Source organism: Halorubrum wangae (genome assembly GCF_051194135.1).
Classification (GTDB): Archaea; Halobacteriota; Halobacteria; order Halobacteriales; family Haloferacaceae; genus Halorubrum.
In genome coordinates this window covers 1-24,511 of record NZ_JBLZNH010000005.1, presented here as the reverse complement: position 1 = coordinate 24,511, position 24,511 = coordinate 1, and the positions used below count along the sequence as shown (strand labels likewise).

Sequence of the window (24,511 nt, the reverse complement as noted above, 5' to 3'; positions counted from 1 at the left end):
GGGCACGATTTATTGTGGGGCAACTGATCCTATCCGTATGTCACTCCACCTCCCGAGCGAGATCGTCGTTGAGCGGGTCCTCCCCACCATCCGTGTCTGTCTCGCCGGGGAACTAGCTAATCGGGAGATGACCCAGCAAGAGGTGGCAGAACATATCGGCGTCTCCCAGGCCGCCGTCTCGAAGTACATCAGCGGCGACGTGGCAGTCGAAGAACGCATCGAAGACCATCCGCTGACCGCCGAGACGGTTACGCGTATCGCCGAGGGGTTCGCCTCCGGACACATGGATGGGTACGAGGCGCTCGATGAACTGCTCGCGCTCGTTCGGGCTTTTGAAGACCGTGGCCCGGTGTGTGAACTGCACGAGGAGGCGATGCCCTCGCTCGCCGGTCTCGGCTGTGACCTCTGTGTCCGTGGTACCGACGAGCGCCTCGCCGCAGAACGGGAGACGTTGACGGACGTCCGGACGGCGGCACGCATCCTTGCGACAGCACCCGGGATGGCGACATACGTCCCCAACGTCGGGACGAACGTCGGATCTGCGCTCCCCGGTGCGAACGACGTTTCCGAGGTTGCAGCGATTCCCGGGCGGATCTATGCGGTCGACGGTAGCGTCGAAATCCCAGCAAACCCGGAATTCGGGGCATCGCGACACGTCGCGACGGTCGTGCTAGCTGCGATGGCCCAGGACGACGGGCTACGTGGTGCGGTCAACATCGCAACCGACGGTGCGCTCCTCTCGACCGCTCGGGCCCGGGGGCTCGACCCGATGGAGTTCGACGCCGAGTACGATGACCGGAACCAGCGACTCCTGGATCGGTTCGCGTCTCGGGATGTCGTTCCGCGAGTCATCTACCACAGCGGCGCATTCGGGATCGAACCCATTACCTACGTCCTCGGGGAGACCGCGGAAGACGCCGCTCGCCTCGCGGTCTCGCTCCTCGAGACGGTCCAGGAAGCCGAGTGACGCGGCTCGACCATTACCGATTTGTACTCGTCGGTTATATCACTGATATGCCCACAGTACGAGGGCCAGCCCCGGTTGAGCTCCCCCAGGTCATGACGATGGCCGGGAGTGACTCGGGCGGTGGCGCCGGCATCCAAGCGGACCTCAAGACGATGGAGGCACTCGACACCTTCGCGACGAGTGCAATCACGAGCCTCACGGCACAGAACACCGTTAGCGTGGAGTCGATCCATCCCGTCCCGGTCGAGGAAATCGAGGCCCAGGTCGAGGCTATCCGTACCGATTTCGATTTACAGGCCGTCAAGACAGGCATGTTGGGTGTTGAACCCGTCGTAGAGAGGGTTGCGTCGTACGCTGCTGACATGGACGTGCCCTTCGTCGTCGATCCGGTTATGGTCGCCGCCTCGGGCGACCAATTGCTCGATCATGACGCTGCAGCCGCCTACGAGGGGTTGATCGCTGAGTCGACGGTCGTGACGCCAAACGCTGACGAAGCTGAAATACTCACAGATATCCCGATCGAGGATCCGGACTCGATGCAGGCTGCGGGGCAGAGACTCGTGGAGATGGGAGCCGACACAGCACTTGTGAAAGGTGGCCATGTCGGCGATGAGCATGTCGTTCGAGATGTCATCGTGACTCGGGACGACGTAACCACACTTGAGCACTCGAGAGTAGACTCGGACGCGACACACGGTTCGGGATGTACACTTTCGAGTGCGATCGCGGCACGACTGGCTCACGGCGATGACATCCTGGAGGCGATCGAATCCGGCGTGGCATTCATGACCCGCGCCATCAGATACCCGCTCGACGTCGGCGAGGGACCAGGACCGGTCCACCACCTCGCGAATATCCGGGATCGGTCAGCCAGACAGCCCACTCAGGAAGCTGTCGAGTCCGTCGTGGAGCAGCTGGTCTCTGCTGGCGTGTCGTCGATCGTTCCGGAGGTTGGGATGAACGTGGTTGGGGCCACGCCCTACGCAGAACGGCCGGAGGAGACCGTCGCCGTCGAGGGACGGATCGCCCGGACGATGACCGGAATCCGCGTGACGCGGGGAACACGCTTCGGCGCCTCGAGCCACGTCGCCCGCTTCCTGCTGTCGGCGCGGGAGCACGACCCCGACATCCGGTTCGCCGCGAACCTCCGGTTCGACGATTCCATCGAGGCAGCCCTGGAGAAGATTGATGCCCCAGTTGTCGAGATCGACCGCTCAAACGAACCGGAACCTGACGAGGAAGGCTCGACCATGGGCTGGGCGGCCGAGAGAGCCTTCGAGCAGGTCGAAACCACGCCGGCGGTCGTCTTCGACCGAGGTGACGTTGGCAAGGAACCGATCACGCGCATGCTTGCAAGCGACGCCGCCGATCTTGCGGCCCGTGCACTCTCGATAGCTGAGGAGTTATGAACCGTCCGAGGGCAACTGGATTGCACAAAACTACCGACACTCGGACGACGATACCGCCAGCGTCCTCCGTGAGCTTGAGCAGCTGAAGCAGCTGCTGGACGAGACACGAACAGAGCGCGGGGCTGCGTACGCCGCTGCCCAGTTCCTGTTCCTCGACACGCTCTCGACGATGACCCTCTACGTGGACGAAGGGCGTGACCGGAGCATCCACGCTGACCAACCCTCGGATCTCCTCGACCCGGACAATATGGAGCACCTCGACCAGCCGATGTTTCTGCTCGGACACGGGGTCGAGAATCCGGCCGACGGCATCCACGGCGACGAAGAGTACCTCTACGTCGTCGAACTTCCGACCCGAAACCCGTTCGACGACCCCTCCGAGTGGACCGTCAAGGTGAGTGGTCACTCCGCGTTCCCGCGCTGGGATGGCCCGACCGAGAAAGCCTTCGAGCGGGCTAGCTGGCAGTTCCACGGCCCGCTTGAGCACGCGCTCGAAGAGATGGTCACTGAGCCGGCGTGAACACTGAGCCCGCTCAGATGATGCCGCCGATGACGAGGAGTCCGACGACGAGCAGCAGCGTCGCGACCACGCTCCCCCCGGCCAGCCACTTGTTCTCCATCGCCTTCTCGTGAAGCGGCATGTCGGCGTACTCCTCGCGGAACGCTTCGAGGTTCTCCTCGTCGTAGAAGTACTTCGTCTTCAGCGCGAACCGTTCCGTCACCGCACAGCCCGTACAGATCGGCTCGCCTTCCAGCCGCTCCGTTTTGATGTGGCTGGAGCAGGCGATGGCCCCGCAGTTCGGGCAGTAGGTGTACGTCTCGTCGACGCCGCTCGTGTCACAGTGGACACACCGATGGATTCCATCCTCGGCGGTCACTCGTGACGGACCTGCCGCGTAGGACTCGTAGGGATAGGTGTACTCCTGGATGTCGGTGGTGTGCCGAACTTCCGGGAGGTACACTGGTTCGATCGACTGGACGGAGATGTCCGAGCGGTTCGGCTCGCAGGTCTTGTTGTAGGTGACGTTGTTGTCGCCGGTGTAGGTGACCGTCGTCGTGTGATGCTGCTGGAGGCGCTCGACGGCCCACTCCTTGTACTCCGTTTGCGTCTGCCCGAACCGTCGATCCTCGACATCGTCGAACACCTCTCCGAACTGCTCGGCGTCAGGATCGACCGTCGCGTGGAGGTTCTCGGTGACCAGCGTCCCGACGTCCTCATCGACGACCTGCGGCTGCCCGCGTTCGGCGTGGGCGACGAATCGGGTCCGGTCGTTGATCCGGTGAATGACGCCTACCGACGTCTCGAAGACGGCGTTCGTGTCCGCGGTGACCGCGACCACCGGGCGGAACGTCACCGATGAGTGGGGTTCTGGGAGGTCGGCGGCCTCGATGTTCTCAATGTCGCGGAACGCCTCCGTGACTGGCGCGTCGACGTCGACAGCCGGGTCGTACGGGCGTAGGGTCTCGTCGCAGAGAATCTCGATGCGCCCGTTGTAGAGGTCGAGGCCGATCTCGTCGGCGATCTCCCGGAGATCCTCGCCGTCGAGCAGCTCGATTGGATGTGGGTCGTCGTTCTGTTGGAGGCGGTCGGCGTACTCCTGAGCAGGGTTCGTAAACCGGCCGGTCGTGACGACCATTCCGCGTTTCGGGCCGTCGAAGTCGAACGTCGCGATCGCCGAGTGAAGCTTCTGGACGACCGGCCGCCCGACTGTCCCCGTGTGCTTGCACTCGACGATGATCGCACGCCGGGTGCCGTCGACAACCTCCTCCATGATGACGTCGCGACCCTCGTCAGCCGTGCGGTCGGCCTGGCGGACGTTCTCGTAGCCGAGGTTCCGGAACACGTCCTCCATCACGTCCTCGAACTCGAACCCCGAGAGATCGTCCAGTACAGCCATCCTCAATTATGTGGACAGTACGTTGCAACTGCCAAATACGTTGCCGAACGCTACGCCGTCCTGTTTGTTGAACCCCTGAGAGGGGTGCGGGGGTCACCGAACCGCCCGCGAGCAACGATGAACGGGAATGTACCTGTAGCAAGTTCGGAATCGGATCCAGTAGCATCGCCCGGTCAGTCTCACCGAGACACAGTCGAATACGTCGGCTTCCGCGTCGACGGCCAAGCCGTCGTTCTGAACCTCTCGGAGCATCGGCGACTCTCCCTCGAGCGCAGTCTGGACCTGGTCAACCACAGTCCGAGCGGGTTCGAGTGGGGGTACAGCGGTAGCGGGCCCGCCCAGCTCGCGTGCGCGCTCCTTCTCGACTACTACGACGGTGAACAGTTCGCCCGTGAGCACTACATCGCGTTCCGGAATCAGGTAGTCTCACAGCTGGAGTGCGACGGTGCAACGGCGTGTTGGCACCTCACTGGCGAGGAGATCGACGCCGCGATGGCGGCCCTTACCGACGACGTCGTCGCCCTCGCCGACGGCGGACGGCCGTCACCGACGCTCCCCGAGAACTGGCGAGCCGTCTCCCGCCCTGATCGAAGAGTGTTCCAGCGCGCTGATCGCGACCACTACATCGTACTCGGGGATGGAAGCGACGAGTGGCTGGTCGTGCTCTGCAGCCAGGGTGACCGTGCATATCCTGCCCCGCTCGCACATCGGACGGTTGCCGAGGATGCTGACGTAGAACAGGTAATCCAGGAACTCGCCGAAGAGAGCAACAACCTCATCGAACCCCCGGAGGGGAAGCACTGATGGAGACGCTTCGACTGGCGCGAGCCACCCACCAGCTCCTCGAACGTGGTGTCGAGGCGCTCGAAAAAATCGGGCGCGAACTGGAGCGATACAACGACCGGCAGGAGCCTAAGCACCAAGCGACCGACGAATAAGCTAATGGCGGCTATTCCGTGAGGAAGTCGGTATCTGAGTTGCGCATCTCAATCGAGACTGGATTCGACGTTTCCTCAATATCTGTCCCGATGTCCCAGGTGTCCTCACCTAACGGGCCAATACGTGGAGTCGAGTCAAACTCCCCAGGCAGCCCTCGATAAGTACCACCAGCCAGCAGGTGATCCAGCGTAGCCACCAAATCGTACCACTGTGGTTCGGTAAACTGCGCCGTCACGCCGGCTTTCTCACCCGTACCTAAGTCCACCTCAAAGATTTCGTCGCCTTCGCCCTCGTCGACAAGACTCCGGATCTCTAATTCTAAGAGATCCTCCTCTCCGAAACGTCCCTGTAGTCGAAGATGTTCACTGTCACCCCGAATCGGGAATGTTTCCAAATCGATTACTTTGCCCTGTCCACGTATCGTCGCCCCATTGAGGTCCGAAATGTTCAGCAGAACCGAGAGCAGCTGCTGGATGGACTTGCCAGAGAACCAGAGATAACCCCCCACCCACGAGCCACCGCCAAAGTTCAACTTCAGCCCTGGTTCGTCAGTGTCCTCAAACCACTCCAATGCCAAGCGAGTGTAGCCGCCCATCATCTCATCTTGGTCGACATCAGAGTCGAGGAGGTACGGGCCAGCTTTCACTCCACGGAGGAGGTAGTACCGCACTCGCTCCTTTGTGAACTCATCTTCTGTTCGTTCGGCGCCCGTCCAGTCTTCGACGTTAATCCAGCTCCCTGCGGGCACGTCCAAGTCGGCTGCCTCAATAATGGGTTTCGCGTAGGCGACTGGATCGGGATGCTTGACCCGTTCGGCTTCTTCGTCGGTGAGGTATAAGTTTGAGACTGGTTCAAGCCACGGGAGCTCGAGATCGCCATACCCGACCTTCCGATCATGATGATTCTCGAGATAGCCATCGTATTTCGGCGTCAGGTGCGTCGCTTCGCGAACGCTGTTGACGCCACCGGTGTCGTCTACGGTGATGAGCCCAACTGTGTCAAATCCGTGCTTCTCAAGAAATGTGACTGCACGCTCGCTTAGCGTTGTTGGAACAGCAAGATAGAGTTTTGAAAGAGTTTCAGTTGCTAAGAACTGTTCTAATTGCTCGGTTTTTCGCGAACCCGAAAAAGAGCTCTCACCCTTTGACTCGATACCAATAACCGCATTCGATTCGGGGGTTTCGACCGCTGCAGTCGGATCAATATCCCCTTCGAAGGCCAGAATGTCGATCGGGCGGGTGGGAGTGTCCGAATCCAAGTCGTTCGGGATATGGGCTTCCGGGATGCCGCCAAAATGAGTCCAGGTATGATGTCGCACCCATGGTTCTTCTGTCGGAGAGATCCGGCCAGTGGTATCATCGCCAGCATAGACTGGCTCGGCATCCCGGACGATCGAGGGCATCGGACCGTCACCGGGAGTAAGCAGGCTAGAAAAGTCGGACTTGGATCCGTTCTTTTCGATCGGGACGTGAATCACACCCAACTCCTCTGGAAGTTGTGTCCGTCGTAGCTCTTGAACAGCCTCGTCGAGAGATATCGGCTCGTTATCCTCCGGGGAACGATCTAACAGTTGTCGAATTAGGTCCTCGACAGTACGATGCTCCAGCGAGTAGGCAAGAAAGTCTGCAGAGATCGCGTCCCGAATGTGAGTGATAACCTCCGATGGTGTGTACCAGTCCTCATCAACGCCCGCAGCTAACCGATAGCTTATCGCACGGATTCTCATTTGGTCGACAGGATCCGATTCCGGATTGGTCCCAAGTTTGTCGGCGTCGGGAGCAGCAAAGTACAGCTTATCGAGGGCTCCGCTGTCGATATACCGATGGGTTTGGGCATATACGTCTCTATCGAGCCCGAATTCAGATGCTCGCTTCAGCTCGACCCCGATAATCTCTCCCGACGGTGATTCCGCGAGCAGGTCGATGCGACCAGTCCCGAGATTGACCTCACCATCGACTGTGTATCCCTTAGACTCCTCCAGCCAGTGCCAAACTCGTTGCTTGGCTAATGCCTCAAGGAATGACGCCACAATAGTTGACTGGAGTTTGTCATAGCGAGTAAGCGTTCCGGTTCTATTGAATCCAGTTGCGGTATCCACCTCAGCTGGGGGAGCAGTGCATCTGAACAACCAGACAACCACCTCTTCTCGTTTGTGTTGTTTTTGCGCCCGGGAGAGGGGCGCAGGGCGCGAGTCGATGCAGTCGCACGTCGACGAGGATTCCTGAAGTGAGGTGACTGAGATGAAAGATCCAGAGTCCAGAACCATCTTCGCTGGCGTCGATGGACGTACCGACACCGAACTACCCCAGTGGTACCGAGAGCGTCACGGGGATGCAGACCCCGTGAGCTTCGCCGAGGCGGTTCGTGATCTTCCGCAGGCCGTCGAGACGACCGTGGCGTACCAGAATCCCTACACCGACGAGTGGGTTGAGACGGAGCGGTTCAACGCGCTCGTCGAGCCGAGTCGGGCTCGGGAGCAGGCCCGAGATGAGGACGCGGAGACGGACCCGTTGTTCCACGTTCCCACTGACAGCTACTCGATCATCAACCCGGTCGACGTCTACGGGCCGCTGGAGGAGGTCCTCCGCGAGGAGACCATCGACGGGACGCCGCTGGGTGAGGTGATGTTCGGCGAGATTCGGCGCTACCGGGGCGGCGGCGAGGTCCACATGGACATTATGTTCGACGGCCTCGAGGTGCGCCTTCCTGGCCGGTCGGACCCAATCACGATGGGCGTCACATCTGGCTACGACTTCTTCGGCGAGCACGCCGTCTACGTGGAGGGGTTCGCCCAGGACGGCTACTGCTCGAACACGATGCGCTCGCTCACCGACAAGGAGGTTATCAAGCACGTCGGCGACGTGCGGAACTTCCGCACCTGGTGGGAGGAGCTCCTCGCACAGGTCGAACTCGTCGCGGACGACCTCTTCGAGTTCATCCGGGACGCTCAGGATATCGACCTCGACTTCTCGGAGCTCCCGTTCACCGTCACGGAGTTCTACACCCTGTTGGGGTTCCCGGACTACCTGGCCGAGCGTGCCGCCGGCGATGCGGAAGCCAATGCGGCGTCGCCCTTCGAGATCGATATGTGGACGCTGCATTCCGGCGCGACGTACGCCCTCACCCACTTCTTCCAGGGGAAAGAGGGGGCATCCCTCGATCAGTACGTTCGGATCGCCAACGACATTCTGTTCAACCCGGAAGGTACGATCGAACGCGTCGAGCAGGCGTACGAGCAGCAGCTAGAGGCAGACGGTGACGACGGGTCACAGGCCTCACTGGCCGGCGAACGAGCGCTGGCGAGTATCGAACGGGTCAGCGACGACCTGCAGGAGAAAGTCGAGCAGTTCGAAGAACGCGAGGACGCGCTGCGTGAGCGGTTCCAAGAGGCGATGGGCTAAGACCAGTTGAAGAGACAATTCGCCAGGCGTGCTTCCGTTCTAGCGGCTGGAATCCACTGCTGACAGTATTAAGTGAGTAGGGGCGTACCCAGAGACCATGTCTATTGAGCATAATCCGACTCTCGACGCGCGAGAGCCACAGCAGGGGGATATAGAGACTTTTGAAGAGTTGGAGCGTGGTGACTCGGTCAAATTCTTTGAATGGCCCGTCGAGCCGTTGACCGTGATCGGCTGGGAAGAAGACGATAATGTCGGGAAGCGGGTACGAGTTGAAGCAGAAGGCGGCGAGTCGTTTCTCTACCAGGTAGACGGCCACCTCTGGCATTACGTCCCTGAGGACGAGTTCGCCGGCGAGAATAACCCATACCCTGTTCAGAACCTCGTTTTTCTCGAATCCTCGGAAGCCTGATTGGGCTTCGAGACAGCTCGAATCCTGTCGTGAAGGCCTCTATTTTGATGGTCTCATTCGCAGTGGGTGCACCTTCCCAAGATCTACTGCTTCAATTCTCTGCTGTTGCTCGTGCCCTCGATAGGTGGAGGCATCCGTTATGGGTACTTCTACAGACGACTCAGAGGCGTCAGACGAATTTCCGCCTGAAAAGCGGCTTGAGGCACCGAACACGGGCCTGATCAAGGCAGGGATCGCGACGATTCCGGATATGGAAACCCTCCAGGAGTGCGTTGCCTACGAGAACGCCCACCAGAATCGAACGCAAATTCTGCGCCGGCTCAAGTGGAAGGCTGAAGAGCTGCGTGAGAACGAAGAGTAAGCTCTATTCTTAACCAACACACTCCACGTGAGTTTCCCTATTGTTGGTTAACTGCCTGAGTCTCGGTTTTTCGGGCCCCTGAATGGGTGCGGGGCAGCCAGCAACGGCCTCGCGAGCCTAATCATGTCCCTCGAGCTGAGCTCCAGCGCCAGCACCGCCCGCGAAATCGCCGCCGCCAGACAAGCAGACTATGTGGCGTTTCTGCATCGAGCGCCGTTTGTCGTCGACGCTGTCGACCTCGGCTTCCTTCCCGGCTTTCGCGAGGACTGCGGGTACCAAGAGACGCAGTATCAGAACCTCAGCCTTCCCGTAGGGATGCTCGACAATGATTTCCGGAATCCCGATCTGGAGCGTTTCGTCGACCGCTTCTTCGAGTACGAACCAGAGGTCGGGGTCATCGGGGACGTCGACAAAATCGACGACGTCGACGCCCACGTCGCTGCTGCTCGTGAAATCCAAGCGAGCTATCCCGAGGCCGAGCTCATCGTCGTTCCGAAGTCGCGGGCGGTGATCGACGCGATACCCGAGACCCTCGTCCTCGGGTATTCACGGGGATACGCCGACCGCCTGGCCCACGAGTTCTCCGACCCAGCCGATTGGAGAGGGCGGCGCGTCCACATCCTCGGCGGGAGTCCGCCCAAGCAGCTCGACGCCATTCGACAGCTGACCAGACCGACACTCACCGACGAGCCACCAGCCGACATCGTCGGCGTCGACTGGAACGGGCTGCATCGCGGCGCGCAGTTCGGTGAGTTCTGGACGGCCGACGGCTGGGATGACAGCGGTCGCGACGCCGACCACGTCACCGTGCGAAAGACGGTGCGTCACAGCCTCGCTCGCGTCCGTGAGTTTTGGAGGATCCACGGAATCTGGCCCGAAACGACACCGCAAAACGAGGGGCTCAACGTCGAGTACGAAGGTCCGAGTCCAGCTGATCTCGAGCACGCCGCCTGTACCGAGTGCGGGACGAACGTCTGGCGAACTCGCCGCGGCCCGTACGTCGCCGAATACGATACCGGCGCAATCTGTGGATACTGCAGCTACGAGTGCTACTTCAGCCACCGTCATCGGAACAACCTGGAGGAGATCGCCGGCGAGCAGAGTGTCTACCTGCCACCACCGTGAATTCACGTTTTGACGCTGATAGATGCGATCGGAGAGTAGCCTCCAATGTGATTAGGGATGTCCAATCAGCTCGTCTAACCTGTCGACGAAATCCACGCCGACATCCTCTTCGATGAATACCTCGTCTCGGATGGCCGCATAGACATCTTGTAACTGCTCCGCATACTGTGGGTTCGCTCGTCTACCCGTGAGCCGCTCTTCAAGATTTGCGAGCAACAGCTCACTGTATTCCCACGGCAACGACCCCTCCCCATGGTTTCGGAGTTCGACCCCGGTCAGGAGGATTCTCTCCGTAATGTCTCGTTTGAACCGATCCGGGATTTCGCTGGTGGTCAGTATCTCCTCGTTGCACGATACCAAGATGATTCCGGTCATCTTGGGGATGCTGGCAGAATCACGCCCAGTGTATGAGCTCCGAATAGTGAGGTACTTTTCAAATTCGTCCGTATCACCCGTTTCGTCCTCGGTACTGGCGGTTTCACTAGAAACTGAACTCTTGTCTTTATCTGTCGAGGTCCGGGCGGCGGACGTCGTTGCCTCTTCAGGTGCGTGCAGTGGCACATCACAAGCTTCGGTATCGCTGGTTCGTGAGACCACCTCTGCCTGCATCATCCGCATCCAGTCACACATATTCCCGACCATCTCGTTCAGGAGCCGAGAGTAGTCGTTTGGCACTGAAGCATCTGGGTCACTGTACTCCGTTATTTCGTAGTTCCGGCAGATCTCTCGTGTGAACGTCTCATAGTAAGAGAGCCACACATGCCACGAAACCTTCTGATGGAACGCCTCTTTCACCAGCACGTCGAAAAACTGGATGCCGATGAACACCGGATCTCGAAAAATATGGTCGTCTGAGATTCTCGTATCAGTTAGCCGTTGATCATTGTACTCGTCGAATTCCTGCCTGCGCTGGTCTACAATTATATCCCGGACGGCATCACCGACCGGCTTGTATATATCTAAGTCCTCAACTCGATCCATATCCGAAAACAAGGCGTGAATGAGCCGATTATCTTCCTCGATCTTGTATCGATACATTCCGTCTGTGCTGGTGTTATTCTGCAGATCCCGATATAGGAGACTGTTCTCGGTCTTTACCAACGTGCGAAGATATCGATGAACAGCTTTCCGTCTTTGAAAGCCCTCCAAAGAATCATCACGAATCAATTTCACTCCAAGATCGGGGTCGATCACCGGATACTGCGCACTGAATTCTGGATCAAGGAACAGGGTTTCAGTGTAGGACGACGCCTCCGGAGCAGTATCCATCAACCAATAATTAACCAGTTGAACATAGTATTGAGCCCGGTACCACCGGATTACCCTCTCTCTCAGTGAATCAGGCTCATCTTCCACCTCCTCTCTCAGTTCTCGCGCGTAAACCTCTGCTAAACTGGGCTGCCTCTGTGGTTCCTCCGGGTGGTGAACAAGAGGCCGATAATGGTTCTGAAGGAGATTGACTAGTGTGCTATAATCGCCCTGATTATTCAGATCACGAAGAATAGACACTATTTTCTCTTCGTTCTTCACCCTGACAGAGGACTTCAGAAAGACCCCCAAGAACAATCCGACAATCCCTAGCACGGCAACTAATTGGAGAGATTCAACCAGCAGCGGGGTGACCTCCACAGAACCAACCCCATAGCTAACCGGTACGCTGGCCGCCTCAAGACTCTCCAAATAGATTGAGAGCCAATACGATCCGATAATCACCAGGAAGGCGATCAAGATATACGCGAATCTGGGCTTCGTCCATAGATTGTATCGAACACGGAGTTGGCGGTGTCGAGGAAGTATAGAATAGACGGCAACGATAGAGGCGAGAAACGTGAAAACCAATAATTCAGCCATAAATTCTCTGTCTTAGTCTGGTCCCATAACACTTGCCGAGAAAGAGTGTGCCACCCCAGACAGGCAGGCGCGAGGGACGGGATTCCTCAGGGCGTCAGATTACATGTGCCATATCCAATACAGCTTTGAAAACCAATTACTAGTATAGAAATCCGCGTGCTGGTTTTTCGCGCCCCCGGAGAGGGCGAGGGCTCCATCAAGAGTCCTCAGAGGTGACTGCCTGTGAGTCAACAACAGAGTCCCGACAACGTCTCGATCGACGACATCCCAGTCGATATCGCAAACACGCAATCAGAGGAGATCAATCCCGCCGATGTCCCCGACGAAATCGAGTCTATCACCCGTGGGCTCGCCGGTGAGCAGCCGCCGACGAATCCCATAGTGGTTCTCAAAGCGGCTCGCTGGTGGTATCTACACGGCAAGGACGGCACGGATCCCGCCTTCCAGTGGGCCATCGAGTGGGCGCGTCATCTTGCGACGGACACGCCCAGCGATGTCGAACGGTTCGACGAGTTCCTCGAGTACCTCGTCTCGGTTGGCTTTGCGGACGAACGCCACGATCTCCGGTGACCGACAGAGCGGTTTTTTGAACGCCCCTGAGGGGTGCGGCGTGGTCTGAACAGACGCAGTCGCCGTGAACTCGATTCGGTGATCACGATGTCTACGACCAGTGACTCGTCGGTCTCCTTCGACCAGACCGACACGCGATCAGACGAGATGAACAGTACGATCGAACAGTGGATCGACGACCTCGTCGCCGGCGTCGACGACGCGCAGGCCAGCGAAGAGTTCCAAGAGTGGCTCGATGTCCAGAGTCGTTTCCACGACTACTCCTACCGGAACGCGCTCCTCATCAAGCGACAGTGTCCCGAGGCGAGCCGGGTGGCGGGCTATCGGACGTGGCAGGAGGAGTTCGACCGTCACGTCAAGGAGGGTGAGTCGGCCATCTGGATCTGGGCGCCGATCATAACCACGCAGTGCCCGGAGTGCGAGAACTCGCCGAGCTACCACGAGGACAGTGACTGTGACTACGACGAGACGCCACCCGAGGAGTGGTCCGAGGGGCTGGTGGGGTTCAAGCCCGCGCCGGTGTTCGATGTCTCCCAGACCGAGGGCGAGCCGCTTCCCGACCTGGACACAGAAGCGACCGGGGACGCCGGCGACCTCGTCGAACAGTTGACTGCCGCCGCTGACGACCTCGGCGTGACGGTGCGGATCGTTCCAGCCGAGGAGTGGGCCCACGGCGAGGCGAAGGGCATCTGCGAACAGCTGAGCCTCGTCGACGTCCAGCCGCTCGTCGAGGTGCGTGATCGGGAGAACGAGGCCGACCTTGCGCGGACGCTGGTTCACGAGTACGCCCACGCCCTGCTCCACTTCGATGTCGACGACGACACCGAGCGGGCGAAACGCGAAGTCGAGGCCGAAGCCGTCGCGTACGTCGTCGGGCGCTACTGTGGGTTGGACACCAGCGGGTCGGCGTTCTACCTCGCTGCGTGGGAGTCGGACGATTCCGAGGTCGTTCGCGAGCGCCTCGGCAGGATTAGTCGAACGGCAGAAAAACTCATCGACGTGCTTGAGAGCGAATCCTCGTCCCAACCTGGTTAACCAACAGAGTGATGGATCCCTCCCGCTCTGTTGGTTAAGTTTTTCAGCGCCCGCGGAGGGGCGGAGGCGCGTTCTGACCTCCGTCGAATGATGACTGAACCCTATCTCACGACGGTTCTTTGGGAAGCCGAGCACGTTGCCGAGCAGCACGACCAGGTCGCTCGAACGACAGACAACCAAGCCCACGAGTACCTCCGATACGCCGTCCTCCGAGTGCTTGAAGGCGAGTCGGACCACCTTCCAGCAGACTGGACGCCGATCGACGGCGTGACCGTCGGCTACGGGAGCGACGACGCGATGTACGACAGCTGGGGCTCCAGCGAAGACTGGTGGGAGACCGTCCCGCCGCAGGAGGCGTGTACCCGCTTCCGGGTGTTCTTCCCGGATGAACACCAGACGGTTCCCCGTGACATCGTCGACGTGATGGCCGCGCTTGGGGCCTGGCGCGTCTGGACTGGGTGCGCAGCGGCGTGCGGCTCCTACGACCATCGCGAGCGCCGCGAGGTCCACTACCTGTGGCCGGAAGGCCATCCGGTGGAGGAAGTGCTCCACGAGCGGCTCAGTGGCCCTGCGGAAGCCGTCGCTCCGGACGGGGGTCGAACGGGCGACGTTCGCGACCGGCTGGTCGTCGACGAGAACGCACAGTCGCAGGACGATCTCGAGCCCCGCACGAGGCGTGCCGTCGGCGAAGCGATGGACGTTTCGCTCCTCTCGAAAGGTGGCCGTTACGAGGTGCAGTCCGCGTCCGGGAACCGGTACGAAGTCGACGTCATCGACGAGTCGTGTACCTGTCCCGACTGGCAGCAGCGTTCACCCGAAGGCGGCTGCAAGCACCTGCGCCGCGTCGATCACGAGATCAAACGGGGCCGTGTACCCCGACCAGACGGCCGCCTTCCCTCTCCGTAGGGTAACGATTGAGCTACTCCACGGGACGGACTGTGTCGCCATCCCGACTGGCCCGGTCGAACATTGAGAGATACGCGATCCGGTCCCGAACCTCCTCAGCATCCAGCTCCAGTTTCGCGGCCAGTTCGTCGACGGTCATCGGCTCATCGAGTGCCTGGAGGACTTCGAGCCCCCGGTAGTACCTATTCGTGAGCTCTTGGACGCGGCCCTCGATCGGCGTGGTCACCCCGTACCGCTCCTCGAGTTCGACCAGGGCCTCGTTTGCGAACGTGGCGAACTGATCGTCCCCCAGGCGTTCGATCTGAGCTTCGAGTTCATCTCGGACGACGTCGTAATCGAGGCCGGCCTGCACGAGCATATTCATGTCCTCGATGTCGTCGTCGCGGCCTGCGATCGCCTTGAACAGGAAGATATCCTCGTTGCTGACCAGCCGGACCGTCAGTCGATCCGTGTCGAGGAACGGCTCGCTGCGCTCTTGCATCCCGTCGGTGAGAACGAGCTTGTTCGCGACCTGCTGGTTGAAGATGTCGAGGCGACACCCATCGTCGTTTTCGACGCAGCTCGTCGCCCCCAGCGCCCGGTAATCTGGATCCAGCGACTGGACCTCCGCATACCCGAGGTCCATCAGGACGGCCCACAACTGCCCGTATGCGTCGCCATCTGGGACGACTAGGTCGATATCTTTCGTCGCCCCCTTGAGGTCGCGCAGCGACATCGCGCCACCACCGATCAGGTAGACCGTGAGCGGTTCAGATAGCCCGTCCCCGATTCGCTGGAATTCGTTCTCGATGTACTCGCGTCCGAATGTTGGTCTCATTGTGGTAGTGGCACCTCGTAGTCAGCCGCCAGTTCCTGGAACTCGTCCCACTCCGGGAGCCGGTCGTCGTCGACCTCGCCGTGCGTCTCGAGGTAGCGCAGCAAGGCGTCGATTTCGTCTTCGAGGCCATACTTCGCCCCCTGCTCTCGGAGATCCTCCTCGTCGACGTCGACGTGGCTGAGTAGAAGGAGACAGTACGAGCGGTGGCGGCTGCCGTCGTCGATCAGCAGCGTGTGACAGCAGAGCTCCGCCCGCGAGACTGCGTCGAGATCCTCGGAGTAGAAGTAGTAGCGATGGCCCGTGAGCAGGAACTGGAGGTCGAAGGCCGCGAACCGAGCGAGGCCGGTTTCGTGGAACTCCTCCGCATCGATCTCCGTCTCGGCCTGAGCAAGGAATTCGTCGTAGTCTTCCCAGAGAATCGTGCCCTTCGGGGCGACGGCTTCGAGGTGGTGGCGATGCAGATGGTGTGCGAGTTCACGGGCGAACTCGTGGAGGCGGTCGAAATCGGCGTTGAAGTCATAGCGGCCGTCGGCCGTCCCGACAAGACCACGGTCACGAAACCGCTTGAGGACCCGGTTGACCGTGTTGCGGTAGTTGTCGCTCCGGTCGGCGATCTCGGAGACGGTTCGCGGCTGGTCGAGGTAGTACAGCACCTCGAGTGCCTTGCCGGTCAGTAGCTCGGGGAAGTCGATATGGGAGTGCTGGCGGACAAGATCCTGGTAGCGTTCGACGGCACGAGCATCCGACGGGACGACCCGTTTTCGCCGGCCGTCGCGTTCCGTGTAGACGAGCCCCTTCTCGACGAGTTCGGCGACAGCACGAGAGAGGTAGCTCTCGCTGTGGTCGAGCTTCGTCGCGAGTTCGGAGATCGTGTCGCCGCGGTCGACCGTGGCGAGGACCTCGAGTTCGATGCGCCGGAGCACGGTGTAACATAGTACGAAACTCGTATATAAAGAAGTTTCGAGTAGTGTTACAGCCAGCAATCGCGAGAACCGTCCCCATCGTCTTAACCAACAAAACTATGGACTCGTGGGTCGTGTTGGTTAACACGAGAGTAGCCGATGTCCTACGAACCCCCGACCCCACCGGCGAACCTCCCGACGGAGATCGTCAACACGCTCAACGAGTCGAGCCCGGAGCAGCTCCGAGATGTTGCGACGTACGCTGAAGCGCTCGCCGAGCACAAGGAACGGGAGGCCCGTCTCGAGGAGTCGGCAGATCAAGAAGAGGTCGAAGAGCGACCGGACGATCTCCCGGATGACGTTCCTGCCAAAGCGACGATCACGATCAAGGAGATCAACGATAATCGCTACTACTACTGGCAGTGGCGGGAAGGAGAGAAAATTCGTTCTCAGTACAAGGGCCCAGTCAACCCGGACGAGTAAAACTCGGTGAGGGAGGACACCCACCCCACGTTTCCGTCGTAACTGGATGTGGGTGGAGGGGCGACGCTGATTTCGAAGATCCCACACCCCCCGCATTTCCGTCGTTTCTCCACGACAGCGTAGGGAGAGGCTACGATAGTGGTATGCAGCTACTAATTATGTTGACCTAGAAACAATATAGAGATGAACTAACTTCTAGAACACATAGATTAAAGTAGCATACCTGAGAAACGCTCATTAAGTGTACTTTGACCAATGAGGGGGCGAAGTACTTCGCCCCCTCAGCTGAAACAATCCTTTCCAGCTGCTCCTATAGACGGCCAGCTTTGGACGGCTAGGCCGCTCTCGTCTTTGATATCTCGTCGTGGACGTCTTCTTCGAGTCCCCTCCCCACCTGTTCGGTGATTACGACGGAAACGTGGGGTGTGTGGGTTCGGGATTCGACAACAACGCGCCGCTTCCGTCTACGAGTTTCCTCTCTCACGTCGGAAACGCGGCTATTTTGTCAGCAATCCAATTCCACCGAATTACGGCATTTTCCCGCTGATATCGGACAAGGAACGTCGGAAACGTGGGGTGGCGTTCTCCACTAGATTTATACTCCCCCCGCTCACACCGTGTGATATTCAATGACGCCCGACTCTTCACCCAGTTCTGTCGACGATCCACTCTTTGAATCCGGGCATCGCATCTTCGCGAACAAGGATCTCCTGAAAATTGGCCACGTTCCGGAGGCTGACCGGATCGTCGGTCGCGACGAGGAAATTTCGAAGCTCGCGAAACGTCTCAACGGTGCTGTCCACGGGTACTCCCCGGAGAACGTGATGATCTACGGGAAAACGGGGACCGGGAAATCTCTCGTTTCAAAACACGTCTGCCAGCGAGCTCAAAATGCCGCTCAGGATGGCGTCGAGATTGGAACAGCGTATATCGACTGTGCTGAAGACAACACGGAGACTCAGGCGATTTCCTCACTTGCCGCGAAGCTGAACGATGAATCTTCGACTGGAATCTCCGTCCCACATACCGGCCTCAGTACGTCGAAATACTACAAACTCCTCTGGAAAACGCTCGACGCTCAATTCGATTCTGTGATCATCATCCTCGACGAGATCGACTTGATGAACGACGACAGCGTGCTGATGAAGCTCTCGCGCGCTGAGGAGGCGGGGAAAATCGACTGTAGCGTCGGCGTCATCGCGATCAGCAACAAGATCCAGTACGTCGACAACGTGAACGAGCGCGTGAAAAGTAGCTTCCAGCACAAGGAGCTGTTCTTCAAGCCATACGACGCCAACCAGCTCCGGGAAATCATGTTCAACCGCGAGGACGCCTTCCAGGACGACGTCCTTTCCGAGGACGTGATTCCGCTCTCGGCGGCCTTCGCCGCGCAGGAACACGGCGATGCTCGGAAGGCGATCGACATTCTTCGCCACGCCGGGGAGGTCGCCTACGAGGCCGGAGCAGAGCAAGTGACGGAGAAGCACGTCCGCCAGGCACAGCAACACGCCGAAAAAGACCGGTTTAGAGAACTCGTGAACGGCGCACCCACGCAGGCGAAGGCGGCGTTGCTGGCGCTCACGGAACTGAGTGTCAACAGCAATGACGATGCGTTCCTCACAAGCCGGGTGTACGACCAGTACGAACGCATCTGCAACCATCTCGATATGGATATCCTCTCAGTCCGTCGGTTCCGCGACATCCTGAAAGAGCAAGCCTTCCTCGGGGTTGTCGAAATCGAGAAGATCAACAAGGGGAGTGCGGGCGGGATCCACCTCCAGAACCGACTCATCGAAGATCCCCAGGTCGTCCGCGAAACGATACTCGAGGACAGCCGGATGCAGGACTGGACTCGCGAGTAGTAACCCCCTACTACTGAGTTGGTGCGGACGACGGAAATCCGGGGTGGGGCGTGAGGAAACGACGGAAACGAGGGGGGTCGAAAATTACGTCGGAAACGTGGGGTTGGATCGAAACGACGGAAACCAGGGGTGGTGTCCACTACGACAGTTCGTTGGCGGCTCCGAACGAGGTCAAAACGGCGTCCCTCTCACCGGAGAGCTCTCGACGAATGTCGGAGCGGTCCCACCCGAGCGGTGAAAGCATGCTCTCGACCGCTCTGACCAGCTGCGTCTCGTAGTACGAGGCGTCGTAGGTCTCGATCTCCTCGTGGGCGAGGGCGACCCGGTCTCGCGAGGATTTCTCGTCGTCGACGACCACGTACTCGATATCCTGGCCCGGGTGGACTGCAAGTTCCTGCTCGCGGGCTCGCTTCAAGGCGGCCACGTTCTGGGTATTCTGTGAGTAGCCCTCCAGGGGCTTCGAGACACGGTTCCGTTCGACGAGCCGCTCCACTGCCACGTTGCCCGCCTGCAGTTCGTCGATTGCTCGTTCGAGCCGTCCGAGCACCGCGTCCGGTGACCGCGTGGCATCGAGCCGGTCGAGACAGTCCCGCTGGACGTCCTCGATAAACGGCGGGGTTGAGCGCTGCCGGGCTTCGATGCCTCTGATCTTGAAGTCGTCATCGCCGGCAACCTTCCCGAAGTACTTCGTCAACGCCCCGGCGTCGCTCTCGCGCTGCGGCACGAACGCCACCCAGTCGTAGTGGGCCTCGTGTTCGAGCCGGATCTCGACGCGTTCCGTGATCTCCGTCGCGAGCGACCCGAGGTCCTCGCGGTCCTCGTCGTCGACGTCAGGGTCCGGCGTCACCCAGATGGAGTCGACGATGCCGTGGACGACCCGCCAGCCGCCAGCTTCCAGTCGCTGTTTCGCCGTCAGGAGAATCTCGCGAGCGAATGCGTTGATCGCTTCGTGGCACTCGATGCGGCCGAACTTCGCGTTGCTGAACCCCTGATAGCCGAAGCAGGCGACGAGGATCCACTTCAGCGCTCCCGACCGTCCCTCGAGTTCCGCCAGCCGGTCCTCGTCGGGGTTGTCCCGTTCCTTCTCGCGACGGATGGCTGCCTTGATCTCGTCGCGCGCGTCGATGATCGGCTGTAGCACGTCAACGAGGTAGCCCCGGTCGTCGCAGATCGAGTACCCGAGGCCGGGGACGTCGTCGCGGTCGCTGTGGCAGTCACACCGGATAACGTCCGGCGAGACGTTCCGGGTGCAGATGATGTTCGGGTACAACGAGGAGAAGTCGAGTTCGTGGACGTTTTCGTGGAGGCCGACCTCGGGGGCGAAGATGAAGCCGCCACGGTCGGCGTCGTGGAGCGTCCCCATCGACTTGTAGAACTCGTGGCGCCAGGAGTTCCACGGAACGAGGACGCCGCGGTCGTGGGCCTCGCAGATCTGGATCGCCGTGAGCACGTTCCCGATCGACGCCCACGCGAGCTCCTGGACGGGCTTGTTCGAGCGCGACACGAGGTCGAGGACGCCGTCGAGGTTCGTCTCCCCGTAGAAGAACGTGTTCGACTCGTCGATGATTGCTCGGCCGGGCACGTTGTACCGCGCCGGGGAGTGACCGACGCGACCGTAGCTCGAGTACGTCGACCGGCTCGCGAGCTGCTGATAATCGACGTCCGGCCACCGACTCAGCGAGAAGTCGTCGACGCCGGCGTCCGTCGCCATCTCGCACAGGTTCGGGACGATCTCGCTCGTTGAGATGACCAGGACATCCGGGTCGTGCGCTTCGAGCGCCCCCTGGACGGCGGTCAGGATATCCGTCGGCGAGCCGGTGACGGTGTCGCCGGCGACGGACAGTTCCTCGTAGACGTCGTTGCTCGTTTCGGTCACCGGAACGCTGAGCCGGAGCGTCGACAGCTCGCTCGCCGGCGTCGGATCGGCACCGGTCTCCAGACAGTACCGGAACTCTCGCGAAAAGTCCACGTTGAAACAGGCGAGATCCCCGACTGGAAAGGCTGACAGCTGGCGTGCTTGCCGGGCGAGTGGGGTGACGCGGTCGATGTGGGCGACGTCGACCGCGAGGACTGGTTCCTCGTCCCGACGAAAGCCCGGCCGTCGCGCAACCATTTCGGTCGTGACGACATCCGGGTGCTGGTCGTACACCGATTGGAGCGTCGTGAGGTCGAGATCGGACGCTGGGTCGCGAGCGGCGACGTAGAATCGAGGTGTGTAGTTATCCCGTTCTGTTGCGACGGCGCCGTCGGCGGTTGCCTCCCACTCCAGGACGCGCCCGTCGTCAAGGAAGTCGATTGTGAACGGCATCGTCACGGGTTCGCGTCCGGTGGGCCACTCTCTTGATCATCGCTCGCTGTGACCGCGGCTTCGAGCTCCTTGAGGCGTTCCTCGTGGTCGTCGAGGCGGGCCTCCTGTTCGAGATCGATGCTGAAAAGCGCCGGCAGCAGCGGATTCTGGTGGTTCAACAGCCCGCTCGCGTCGGCGTGCTCGCGGGCGTACTCGAACAGCCGGTCGAAGCGCGGCTGGTCGCGACGCCGCAGTGCCCGGCGGAACTCCGCCCAGCGCTCTTCGATTGCCCGCAGCGCATCTCGGTATGTCGGGTTTGTGCGCCCCATCGTTATCGGCCTCCTGTCCCGGTCGCGGTCCACGCATCGAGTAAGGGATCCGCGGTGGCCGCCACCGTCTCACCGCCAGCGGTGACGCCTGTCCCGACACCCTCCGGCGTCGGCGTCGACGGCGCCGACGTCGTCGGTTCCACGCCGACCTGCGTGGCGCGTGCCGCGAGCAGCTGCCGCCAGTACGCGAACGTCGTCTGGTAGTACGCGCCGTCGTCGACGGGATAGACGAGCGTCTCGAAGTCTTCGCCGACGACCCGTGGCCCCATCCGAGTCTGCTCGCACTCCAAGTGGTGGTCGGCGACCGTCGCAATTGGCTCGGTGAATTCGTTTCGTTCGTTTCGCGTAACGAGCACCGGGATGTCGTACCCCTCGGCGTAGCTCGCCAACCGGGCGAGAGTTCGGGCCTGGATGGTTTTCGCGTGGGTTTCGCCGAGAGTATCGTCGGCGCGGTACTGGGCGTCGACGGCCGGCGCGACGATGAGGGCGGGTGTGTGGGGCGATGTGTCCTCGTCACGACTCGGTTCCCCCTGACCGGCCGCCCCGGCGTCAGTGGTGGACATCTGGATCGACTTGTTCACTGCCGTCGGGAGATCACAGACGGCGCCGTAGTGCTGGTAGGCGGTGAATCCGCGTGCCACGTGGATTCGGTTGAGCAACCGTTGACTGGGCGCGATCTGAGCGAGTGTCGTCGTCGTCGCGTGTCCGTTTGCGTCGACCCAGAAGGCGGGCCCGTCGTGCAGGAGGAGATGGTCGAGCACGAGTGACTGCAGGATCGGGACGCCGCGGCCTCCCTCGACGTCGAGCAGCGTGATGCCGGTGTCAAGCTGTGGCAGCAGCATCTCGTCCGTAGCCGGATCGGCCTGGTCAGCAAGGGACCGATTGCGATCAGCTCCCCGTATCGGCTGGTCCACCGCCAATCGGTTCGACGTTGAGTGTTCTCCCATACTCGACTAGTTGTCTACGTTCCCGATAAGCCGCGGCGTGTCGCTTCCGCGTTTCAGGGAACTCGACTTGATCCCCTCCAATCCCGGTACAGTCCCGAGTAGTCTCCGCTTGGATCCTGTTTCCGAGAATAGTTCCTGAATCCAGTGTTCTCCGGATTAACCAACACGCGCCCGTATTGACGCCGGCGTGTTGGTTAAACCTTCACAGCTGCAGTCTCGAGCCTGACTGCTCGGAATGTTAATGCTCAACGCCACGTTGGAAGAGGTGCTCTATGAGCTATCCACGAACCCACGTCGACCACCGAAACCCCGATCACCACGAGTCAATGCACCCAACTCGAAATATCGTGAATGCCCACGTGGTTGCCGGGGAGTTCCTCACTTCACGGTACCACGATGCGCTTCAAACTGTTCTCCATCCCCTCGGCGAATCTCTGGACACCAAAGACCAACATGCGCTCAACGACCTTGGCATCGTCCATGCTAATGGTTCCTTGAACGAGCTTTCCCCTATCGTTCGTACATACGTCAAACTCGACGAGTATTGGACACGCACCCATCGTACTGCGCTCAACGAACTATTCGCTGATCGACGTGCTCACGTCCTGAGTTGCTGTACGCGGTTCCTTTCTGAGTTCCCTCGACACACTCTTGAAGCTGAATCTGGCCGTTCCGGAACTGCACTGGATACTACCCTTGCTCCGCTTCTCGAGTGCGGATTTCTCTCACACACAGATGATGAGAAAACCCCATACTCTGTTGATGAACACCACGCGCTATATCGACCGACTGAACGGCTCTTCGACGCACTTCTTGAACAAGCAGCTGTTCTCTGTGAGCTTCTGTCGCCGACCGAGCTCTAATCGGCGATTCAGAGCCGTTCACATTTCCAGATACGTTGAAGACTCTCCCGGCCGGACCCGGATGTATGTGTGGCCGGAACTCGCTCTTCATCGACCAAGCAGACCTCGAGGCCCGCTTCGACGCCGAGGTCGTCGCGGACGGCGGGTACACCCCCCGATACAACATCGCGCCTGGCGAGGACCTCTACATCATCACGAACGAGGCTCCAGACGAGATCGACGGCTACCACTGGGGGCTGATTCCGTTCTGGGCGGATGAACCCGAGGATGGCATCATCAACGCTCGCTCTGAGACTGCCGACGAGAAACGCGTCTTCGAGCGGGCGTGGGAATCACGTCCCTGCCTCGTCCCCTCGTCAGGGTTCTACGAATGGAAATCGCCGAACGGCGGGTCGAAGCAGCCCTACCGGATTTACCGGGAGGACGACCCCGCATTCGCGATGGCCGGGCTCTGGGACGTCTGGGAGGGCGACGACGAGACGATCTCGTGCGTCACGATTCTCACGACGGAGCCGAACGACCTGATGAACTCAATCCACGACCGGATGCCGGTCGTCCTCCCGAAGGACGCGGAATCTGACTGGCTCGCCGCAGACCCGGACACTCGCAAGGAACTGTGCCAGCCGTATCCGAAGGACGATCTGGACGCCTACGAGATTTCGACGCGAGTCAACAACCCTGGCAACGACGATCCCCAGGTCATCGAGCCGCTAGACCACGAGCAATCGGGCCTCGGCGAGTTCAGTTCCTGATCGGTGGCGGCATCACGGTCACTGCATCGGCGACGCCGCCGCTGAATCGACGAGCGAGTACTCTCGGTCCCGACTCGTCCCTTCCGCCTCGAGAAGGTTGTACTGCTCCATCTTCGAGAGGTACGTGCGGATAGTCCGCTTCGTCCGTGGATCATCGACCTCCTCGGTATAGCGCTCGTGGATTTCGCTCGGCCCGACCGGGCCGTGCTCGCGAACGATGTCGTAGACGACGCGCTGGTGCGGCGTGAGCGAGTCGAGGCTCTTCTGCTTGATCTGGGCCCGAGCATCCTCGGCGGCGTCCAGGAGAATGTCGTCGGTGATGCGCTCGTGGTTCTCGCGATCTGCTTTGCCGGCGGCCGTACGAAGGATGCCGATTGCGAGGCGGGCGTCGCCGGCGG

Annotated in this window: 25 protein-coding genes; 16 read left to right on the top strand and 9 right to left on the bottom strand. The window is 60.3% G+C overall.

Features of this window, described 5'->3' with window-relative positions; genetic code table 11:
• Window positions 1-37: 37 nt before the first annotated feature.
• Genes ACNS84_RS14765 through ACNS84_RS14755 form a run of 3 tightly spaced genes read left to right on the top strand, consistent with a single transcriptional unit; the run spans window position 38 to window position 2,896 of the window.
• Window positions 38-967 (top strand): thiamine-phosphate synthase family protein, encoded by a 930-nt coding sequence (locus tag ACNS84_RS14765; protein ID WP_435075631.1) that lies wholly within the window; start codon window positions 38-40, stop codon window positions 965-967.
• A 47-nt stretch (window positions 968-1,014) separates the two neighbouring features.
• The gene (gene thiD, locus ACNS84_RS14760; RefSeq protein WP_435075630.1) at window positions 1,015-2,376 is read left to right on the top strand and encodes a bifunctional hydroxymethylpyrimidine kinase/phosphomethylpyrimidine kinase; all 1,362 of its coding nucleotides are present in this window, start codon (window positions 1,015-1,017) and stop codon (window positions 2,374-2,376) included.
• Complete coding sequence (locus ACNS84_RS14755) at window positions 2,363-2,896, top strand: hypothetical protein (protein ID WP_435075693.1); 534 nt, start codon at window positions 2,363-2,365, stop codon at window positions 2,894-2,896. The genes thiD and ACNS84_RS14755 overlap by 14 nt, the downstream gene beginning before the upstream one ends.
• 13 nt (window positions 2,897-2,909) lie before the next feature.
• On the opposite strand, the gene ACNS84_RS14750 is transcribed toward ACNS84_RS14755, so the two are convergent.
• On the bottom strand, window positions 2,910-4,274 hold the full coding sequence (locus ACNS84_RS14750; RefSeq protein ID WP_435075629.1) for a restriction endonuclease: 1,365 nt from the start codon (window positions 4,272-4,274) through the stop codon (window positions 2,910-2,912).
• A gap of 117 nt (window positions 4,275-4,391) precedes the next feature.
• Between ACNS84_RS14750 and ACNS84_RS14745 the strand changes: the two genes are divergently transcribed.
• Together ACNS84_RS14745 and ACNS84_RS14740 are read left to right on the top strand one after the other, a co-directional pair.
• Window positions 4,392-5,078, top strand: coding sequence for a DUF6166 domain-containing protein (locus ACNS84_RS14745; RefSeq protein WP_435075628.1), 687 nt, complete (start codon window positions 4,392-4,394; stop codon window positions 5,076-5,078).
• Window positions 5,078-5,212, top strand: coding sequence for a hypothetical protein (locus ACNS84_RS14740; protein ID WP_256867918.1), 135 nt, complete (start codon window positions 5,078-5,080; stop codon window positions 5,210-5,212). The genes ACNS84_RS14745 and ACNS84_RS14740 overlap by 1 nt, the downstream gene beginning before the upstream one ends.
• 11 nt (window positions 5,213-5,223) lie before the next feature.
• Here the strand turns inward: ACNS84_RS14740 and ACNS84_RS14735 are convergent, their stop codons facing one another.
• Window positions 5,224-7,311 (bottom strand): PDDEXK family nuclease, encoded by a 2,088-nt coding sequence (locus tag ACNS84_RS14735; protein WP_435075627.1) that lies wholly within the window; start codon window positions 7,309-7,311, stop codon window positions 5,224-5,226.
• 142 nt (window positions 7,312-7,453) lie between these two features.
• Between ACNS84_RS14735 and ACNS84_RS14730 the strand changes: the two genes are divergently transcribed.
• The 4 genes from ACNS84_RS14730 to ACNS84_RS14715 all read left to right on the top strand — a co-directional run bounded on the left by ACNS84_RS14730 (window position 7,454) and on the right by ACNS84_RS14715 (window position 10,509).
• Window positions 7,454-8,614, top strand: a complete 1,161-nt coding sequence (locus ACNS84_RS14730; RefSeq protein ID WP_435075626.1) for a hypothetical protein — start codon at window positions 7,454-7,456, stop codon at window positions 8,612-8,614.
• Window positions 8,615-8,711: 97 nt separating this feature from the next.
• On the top strand, window positions 8,712-9,023 hold the full coding sequence (locus ACNS84_RS14725) for a hypothetical protein (protein ID WP_435075625.1): 312 nt from the start codon (window positions 8,712-8,714) through the stop codon (window positions 9,021-9,023).
• 139 nt (window positions 9,024-9,162) lie between these two features.
• Window positions 9,163-9,384: a DUF8129 domain-containing protein gene (locus ACNS84_RS14720; RefSeq protein WP_435075624.1), complete on the top strand. Its 222-nt coding sequence runs from the start codon at window positions 9,163-9,165 to the stop codon at window positions 9,382-9,384.
• Between the two features lie 123 nt (window positions 9,385-9,507).
• Window positions 9,508-10,509 (top strand): DUF6610 family protein, encoded by a 1,002-nt coding sequence (locus ACNS84_RS14715; RefSeq protein WP_435075623.1) that lies wholly within the window; start codon window positions 9,508-9,510, stop codon window positions 10,507-10,509.
• A 51-nt stretch (window positions 10,510-10,560) separates the two neighbouring features.
• On the opposite strand, the gene ACNS84_RS14710 is transcribed toward ACNS84_RS14715, so the two are convergent.
• Complete coding sequence (locus tag ACNS84_RS14710) at window positions 10,561-12,237, bottom strand: hypothetical protein (protein WP_435075622.1); 1,677 nt, start codon at window positions 12,235-12,237, stop codon at window positions 10,561-10,563.
• 345 nt (window positions 12,238-12,582) lie between these two features.
• On the opposite strand from ACNS84_RS14710, the gene ACNS84_RS14705 reads away from it, so the two are divergent.
• The 3 genes from ACNS84_RS14705 to ACNS84_RS14695 all read left to right on the top strand — a co-directional run bounded on the left by ACNS84_RS14705 (window position 12,583) and on the right by ACNS84_RS14695 (window position 14,871).
• Window positions 12,583-12,930 (top strand): DUF8013 domain-containing protein, encoded by a 348-nt coding sequence (locus ACNS84_RS14705; RefSeq protein WP_435075621.1) that lies wholly within the window; start codon window positions 12,583-12,585, stop codon window positions 12,928-12,930.
• Window positions 12,931-13,017: 87 nt separating this feature from the next.
• Window positions 13,018-13,965 (top strand): ArdC-like ssDNA-binding domain-containing protein, encoded by a 948-nt coding sequence (locus ACNS84_RS14700; protein WP_435075620.1) that lies wholly within the window; start codon window positions 13,018-13,020, stop codon window positions 13,963-13,965.
• A 90-nt stretch (window positions 13,966-14,055) separates the two neighbouring features.
• On the top strand, window positions 14,056-14,871 hold the full coding sequence (locus ACNS84_RS14695; RefSeq protein WP_435075619.1) for a hypothetical protein: 816 nt from the start codon (window positions 14,056-14,058) through the stop codon (window positions 14,869-14,871).
• A gap of 13 nt (window positions 14,872-14,884) precedes the next feature.
• Here ACNS84_RS14695 and ACNS84_RS14690 read toward each other — a convergent pair whose 3' ends face one another.
• Window positions 14,885-15,688, bottom strand: coding sequence for a DUF6036 family nucleotidyltransferase (locus ACNS84_RS14690; RefSeq protein WP_435075618.1), 804 nt, complete (start codon window positions 15,686-15,688; stop codon window positions 14,885-14,887).
• Window positions 15,685-16,611, bottom strand: a complete 927-nt coding sequence (locus ACNS84_RS14685; protein WP_435075617.1) for a helix-turn-helix transcriptional regulator — start codon at window positions 16,609-16,611, stop codon at window positions 15,685-15,687. Before ACNS84_RS14685 ends, ACNS84_RS14690 begins: the two co-directional genes overlap by 4 nt.
• A gap of 138 nt (window positions 16,612-16,749) precedes the next feature.
• On the opposite strand from ACNS84_RS14685, the gene ACNS84_RS14680 reads away from it, so the two are divergent.
• Window positions 16,750-17,073, top strand: coding sequence for a DUF6788 family protein (locus ACNS84_RS14680; protein ID WP_435075616.1), 324 nt, complete (start codon window positions 16,750-16,752; stop codon window positions 17,071-17,073).
• Window positions 17,074-17,702: 629 nt separating this feature from the next.
• Complete coding sequence (gene orc4 / locus ACNS84_RS14675) at window positions 17,703-18,935, top strand: DNA replication protein Orc4 (RefSeq protein WP_435075615.1); 1,233 nt, start codon at window positions 17,703-17,705, stop codon at window positions 18,933-18,935.
• A 139-nt stretch (window positions 18,936-19,074) separates the two neighbouring features.
• On the opposite strand, the gene ACNS84_RS14670 is transcribed toward orc4, so the two are convergent.
• The 3 genes from ACNS84_RS14670 to ACNS84_RS14660 are packed head-to-tail and all read right to left on the bottom strand — an operon-like array spanning window position 19,075 to window position 22,498.
• Entirely contained in the window at window positions 19,075-21,243 is a 2,169-nt protein-coding gene (locus tag ACNS84_RS14670) for a type B DNA-directed DNA polymerase (protein WP_435075614.1), read from the bottom strand.
• 2 nt (window positions 21,244-21,245) lie between these two features.
• The gene (locus ACNS84_RS14665; RefSeq protein WP_026046145.1) at window positions 21,246-21,551 is read right to left on the bottom strand and encodes a DUF8156 family protein; all 306 of its coding nucleotides are present in this window, start codon (window positions 21,549-21,551) and stop codon (window positions 21,246-21,248) included.
• Between the two features lie 2 nt (window positions 21,552-21,553).
• Complete coding sequence (locus tag ACNS84_RS14660) at window positions 21,554-22,498, bottom strand: hypothetical protein (protein ID WP_435075613.1); 945 nt, start codon at window positions 22,496-22,498, stop codon at window positions 21,554-21,556.
• A gap of 272 nt (window positions 22,499-22,770) precedes the next feature.
• Here ACNS84_RS14660 and ACNS84_RS14655 point away from each other — a divergent pair, with 272 nt between their 5' ends.
• Both ACNS84_RS14655 and ACNS84_RS14650 read left to right on the top strand, forming a co-directional pair.
• Window positions 22,771-23,361 (top strand): hypothetical protein, encoded by a 591-nt coding sequence (locus ACNS84_RS14655; RefSeq protein WP_435075612.1) that lies wholly within the window; start codon window positions 22,771-22,773, stop codon window positions 23,359-23,361.
• Between the two features lie 65 nt (window positions 23,362-23,426).
• Window positions 23,427-24,113: an SOS response-associated peptidase gene (locus tag ACNS84_RS14650; RefSeq protein WP_435075611.1), complete on the top strand. Its 687-nt coding sequence runs from the start codon at window positions 23,427-23,429 to the stop codon at window positions 24,111-24,113.
• Window positions 24,114-24,131: 18 nt separating this feature from the next.
• On the opposite strand, the gene ACNS84_RS14645 is transcribed toward ACNS84_RS14650, so the two are convergent.
• On the bottom strand, window positions 24,132-24,511 hold a 380-nt coding region (locus tag ACNS84_RS14645; RefSeq protein WP_435075610.1), incomplete at its 5' end, for a BlaI/MecI/CopY family transcriptional regulator.

What these genes read in the sequence shown, in the direction of transcription:
- ACNS84_RS14750 (WP_435075629.1), bottom strand. Translation starts at nt 4,274, where the DNA reads ATGGCTGTACTGGACGATCTCTCGGGGTTCGAGTTCGAGGACGTGATG.
- ACNS84_RS14670 (WP_435075614.1), bottom strand. Translation starts at nt 21,243, where the DNA reads ATGCCGTTCACAATCGACTTCCTTGACGACGGGCGCGTCCTGGAGTGG.
- ACNS84_RS14715 (WP_435075623.1), top strand. Translation starts at nt 9,508, where the DNA reads ATGTCCCTCGAGCTGAGCTCCAGCGCCAGCACCGCCCGCGAAATCGCC.
- ACNS84_RS14665 (WP_026046145.1), bottom strand. Translation starts at nt 21,551, where the DNA reads ATGGGGCGCACAAACCCGACATACCGAGATGCGCTGCGGGCAATCGAA.
- thiD (WP_435075630.1), top strand. Translation starts at nt 1,015, where the DNA reads ATGCCCACAGTACGAGGGCCAGCCCCGGTTGAGCTCCCCCAGGTCATG.
- orc4 (WP_435075615.1), top strand. Translation starts at nt 17,703, where the DNA reads ATGACGCCCGACTCTTCACCCAGTTCTGTCGACGATCCACTCTTTGAA.
- ACNS84_RS14730 (WP_435075626.1), top strand. Translation starts at nt 7,454, where the DNA reads ATGAAAGATCCAGAGTCCAGAACCATCTTCGCTGGCGTCGATGGACGT.
- ACNS84_RS14700 (WP_435075620.1), top strand. Translation starts at nt 13,018, where the DNA reads ATGTCTACGACCAGTGACTCGTCGGTCTCCTTCGACCAGACCGACACG.
- ACNS84_RS14650 (WP_435075611.1), top strand. Translation starts at nt 23,427, where the DNA reads ATGTGTGGCCGGAACTCGCTCTTCATCGACCAAGCAGACCTCGAGGCC.
- ACNS84_RS14765 (WP_435075631.1), top strand. Translation starts at nt 38, where the DNA reads ATGTCACTCCACCTCCCGAGCGAGATCGTCGTTGAGCGGGTCCTCCCC.
- ACNS84_RS14655 (WP_435075612.1), top strand. Translation starts at nt 22,771, where the DNA reads ATGAGCTATCCACGAACCCACGTCGACCACCGAAACCCCGATCACCAC.
- ACNS84_RS14720 (WP_435075624.1), top strand. Translation starts at nt 9,163, where the DNA reads ATGGGTACTTCTACAGACGACTCAGAGGCGTCAGACGAATTTCCGCCT.
- ACNS84_RS14680 (WP_435075616.1), top strand. Translation starts at nt 16,750, where the DNA reads ATGTCCTACGAACCCCCGACCCCACCGGCGAACCTCCCGACGGAGATC.
- ACNS84_RS14660 (WP_435075613.1), bottom strand. Translation starts at nt 22,498, where the DNA reads ATGGGAGAACACTCAACGTCGAACCGATTGGCGGTGGACCAGCCGATA.
- ACNS84_RS14745 (WP_435075628.1), top strand. Translation starts at nt 4,392, where the DNA reads ATGAACGGGAATGTACCTGTAGCAAGTTCGGAATCGGATCCAGTAGCA.
- ACNS84_RS14695 (WP_435075619.1), top strand. Translation starts at nt 14,056, where the DNA reads ATGACTGAACCCTATCTCACGACGGTTCTTTGGGAAGCCGAGCACGTT.
- ACNS84_RS14690 (WP_435075618.1), bottom strand. Translation starts at nt 15,688, where the DNA reads ATGAGACCAACATTCGGACGCGAGTACATCGAGAACGAATTCCAGCGA.
- ACNS84_RS14740 (WP_256867918.1), top strand. Translation starts at nt 5,078, where the DNA reads ATGGAGACGCTTCGACTGGCGCGAGCCACCCACCAGCTCCTCGAACGT.
- ACNS84_RS14725 (WP_435075625.1), top strand. Translation starts at nt 8,712, where the DNA reads ATGTCTATTGAGCATAATCCGACTCTCGACGCGCGAGAGCCACAGCAG.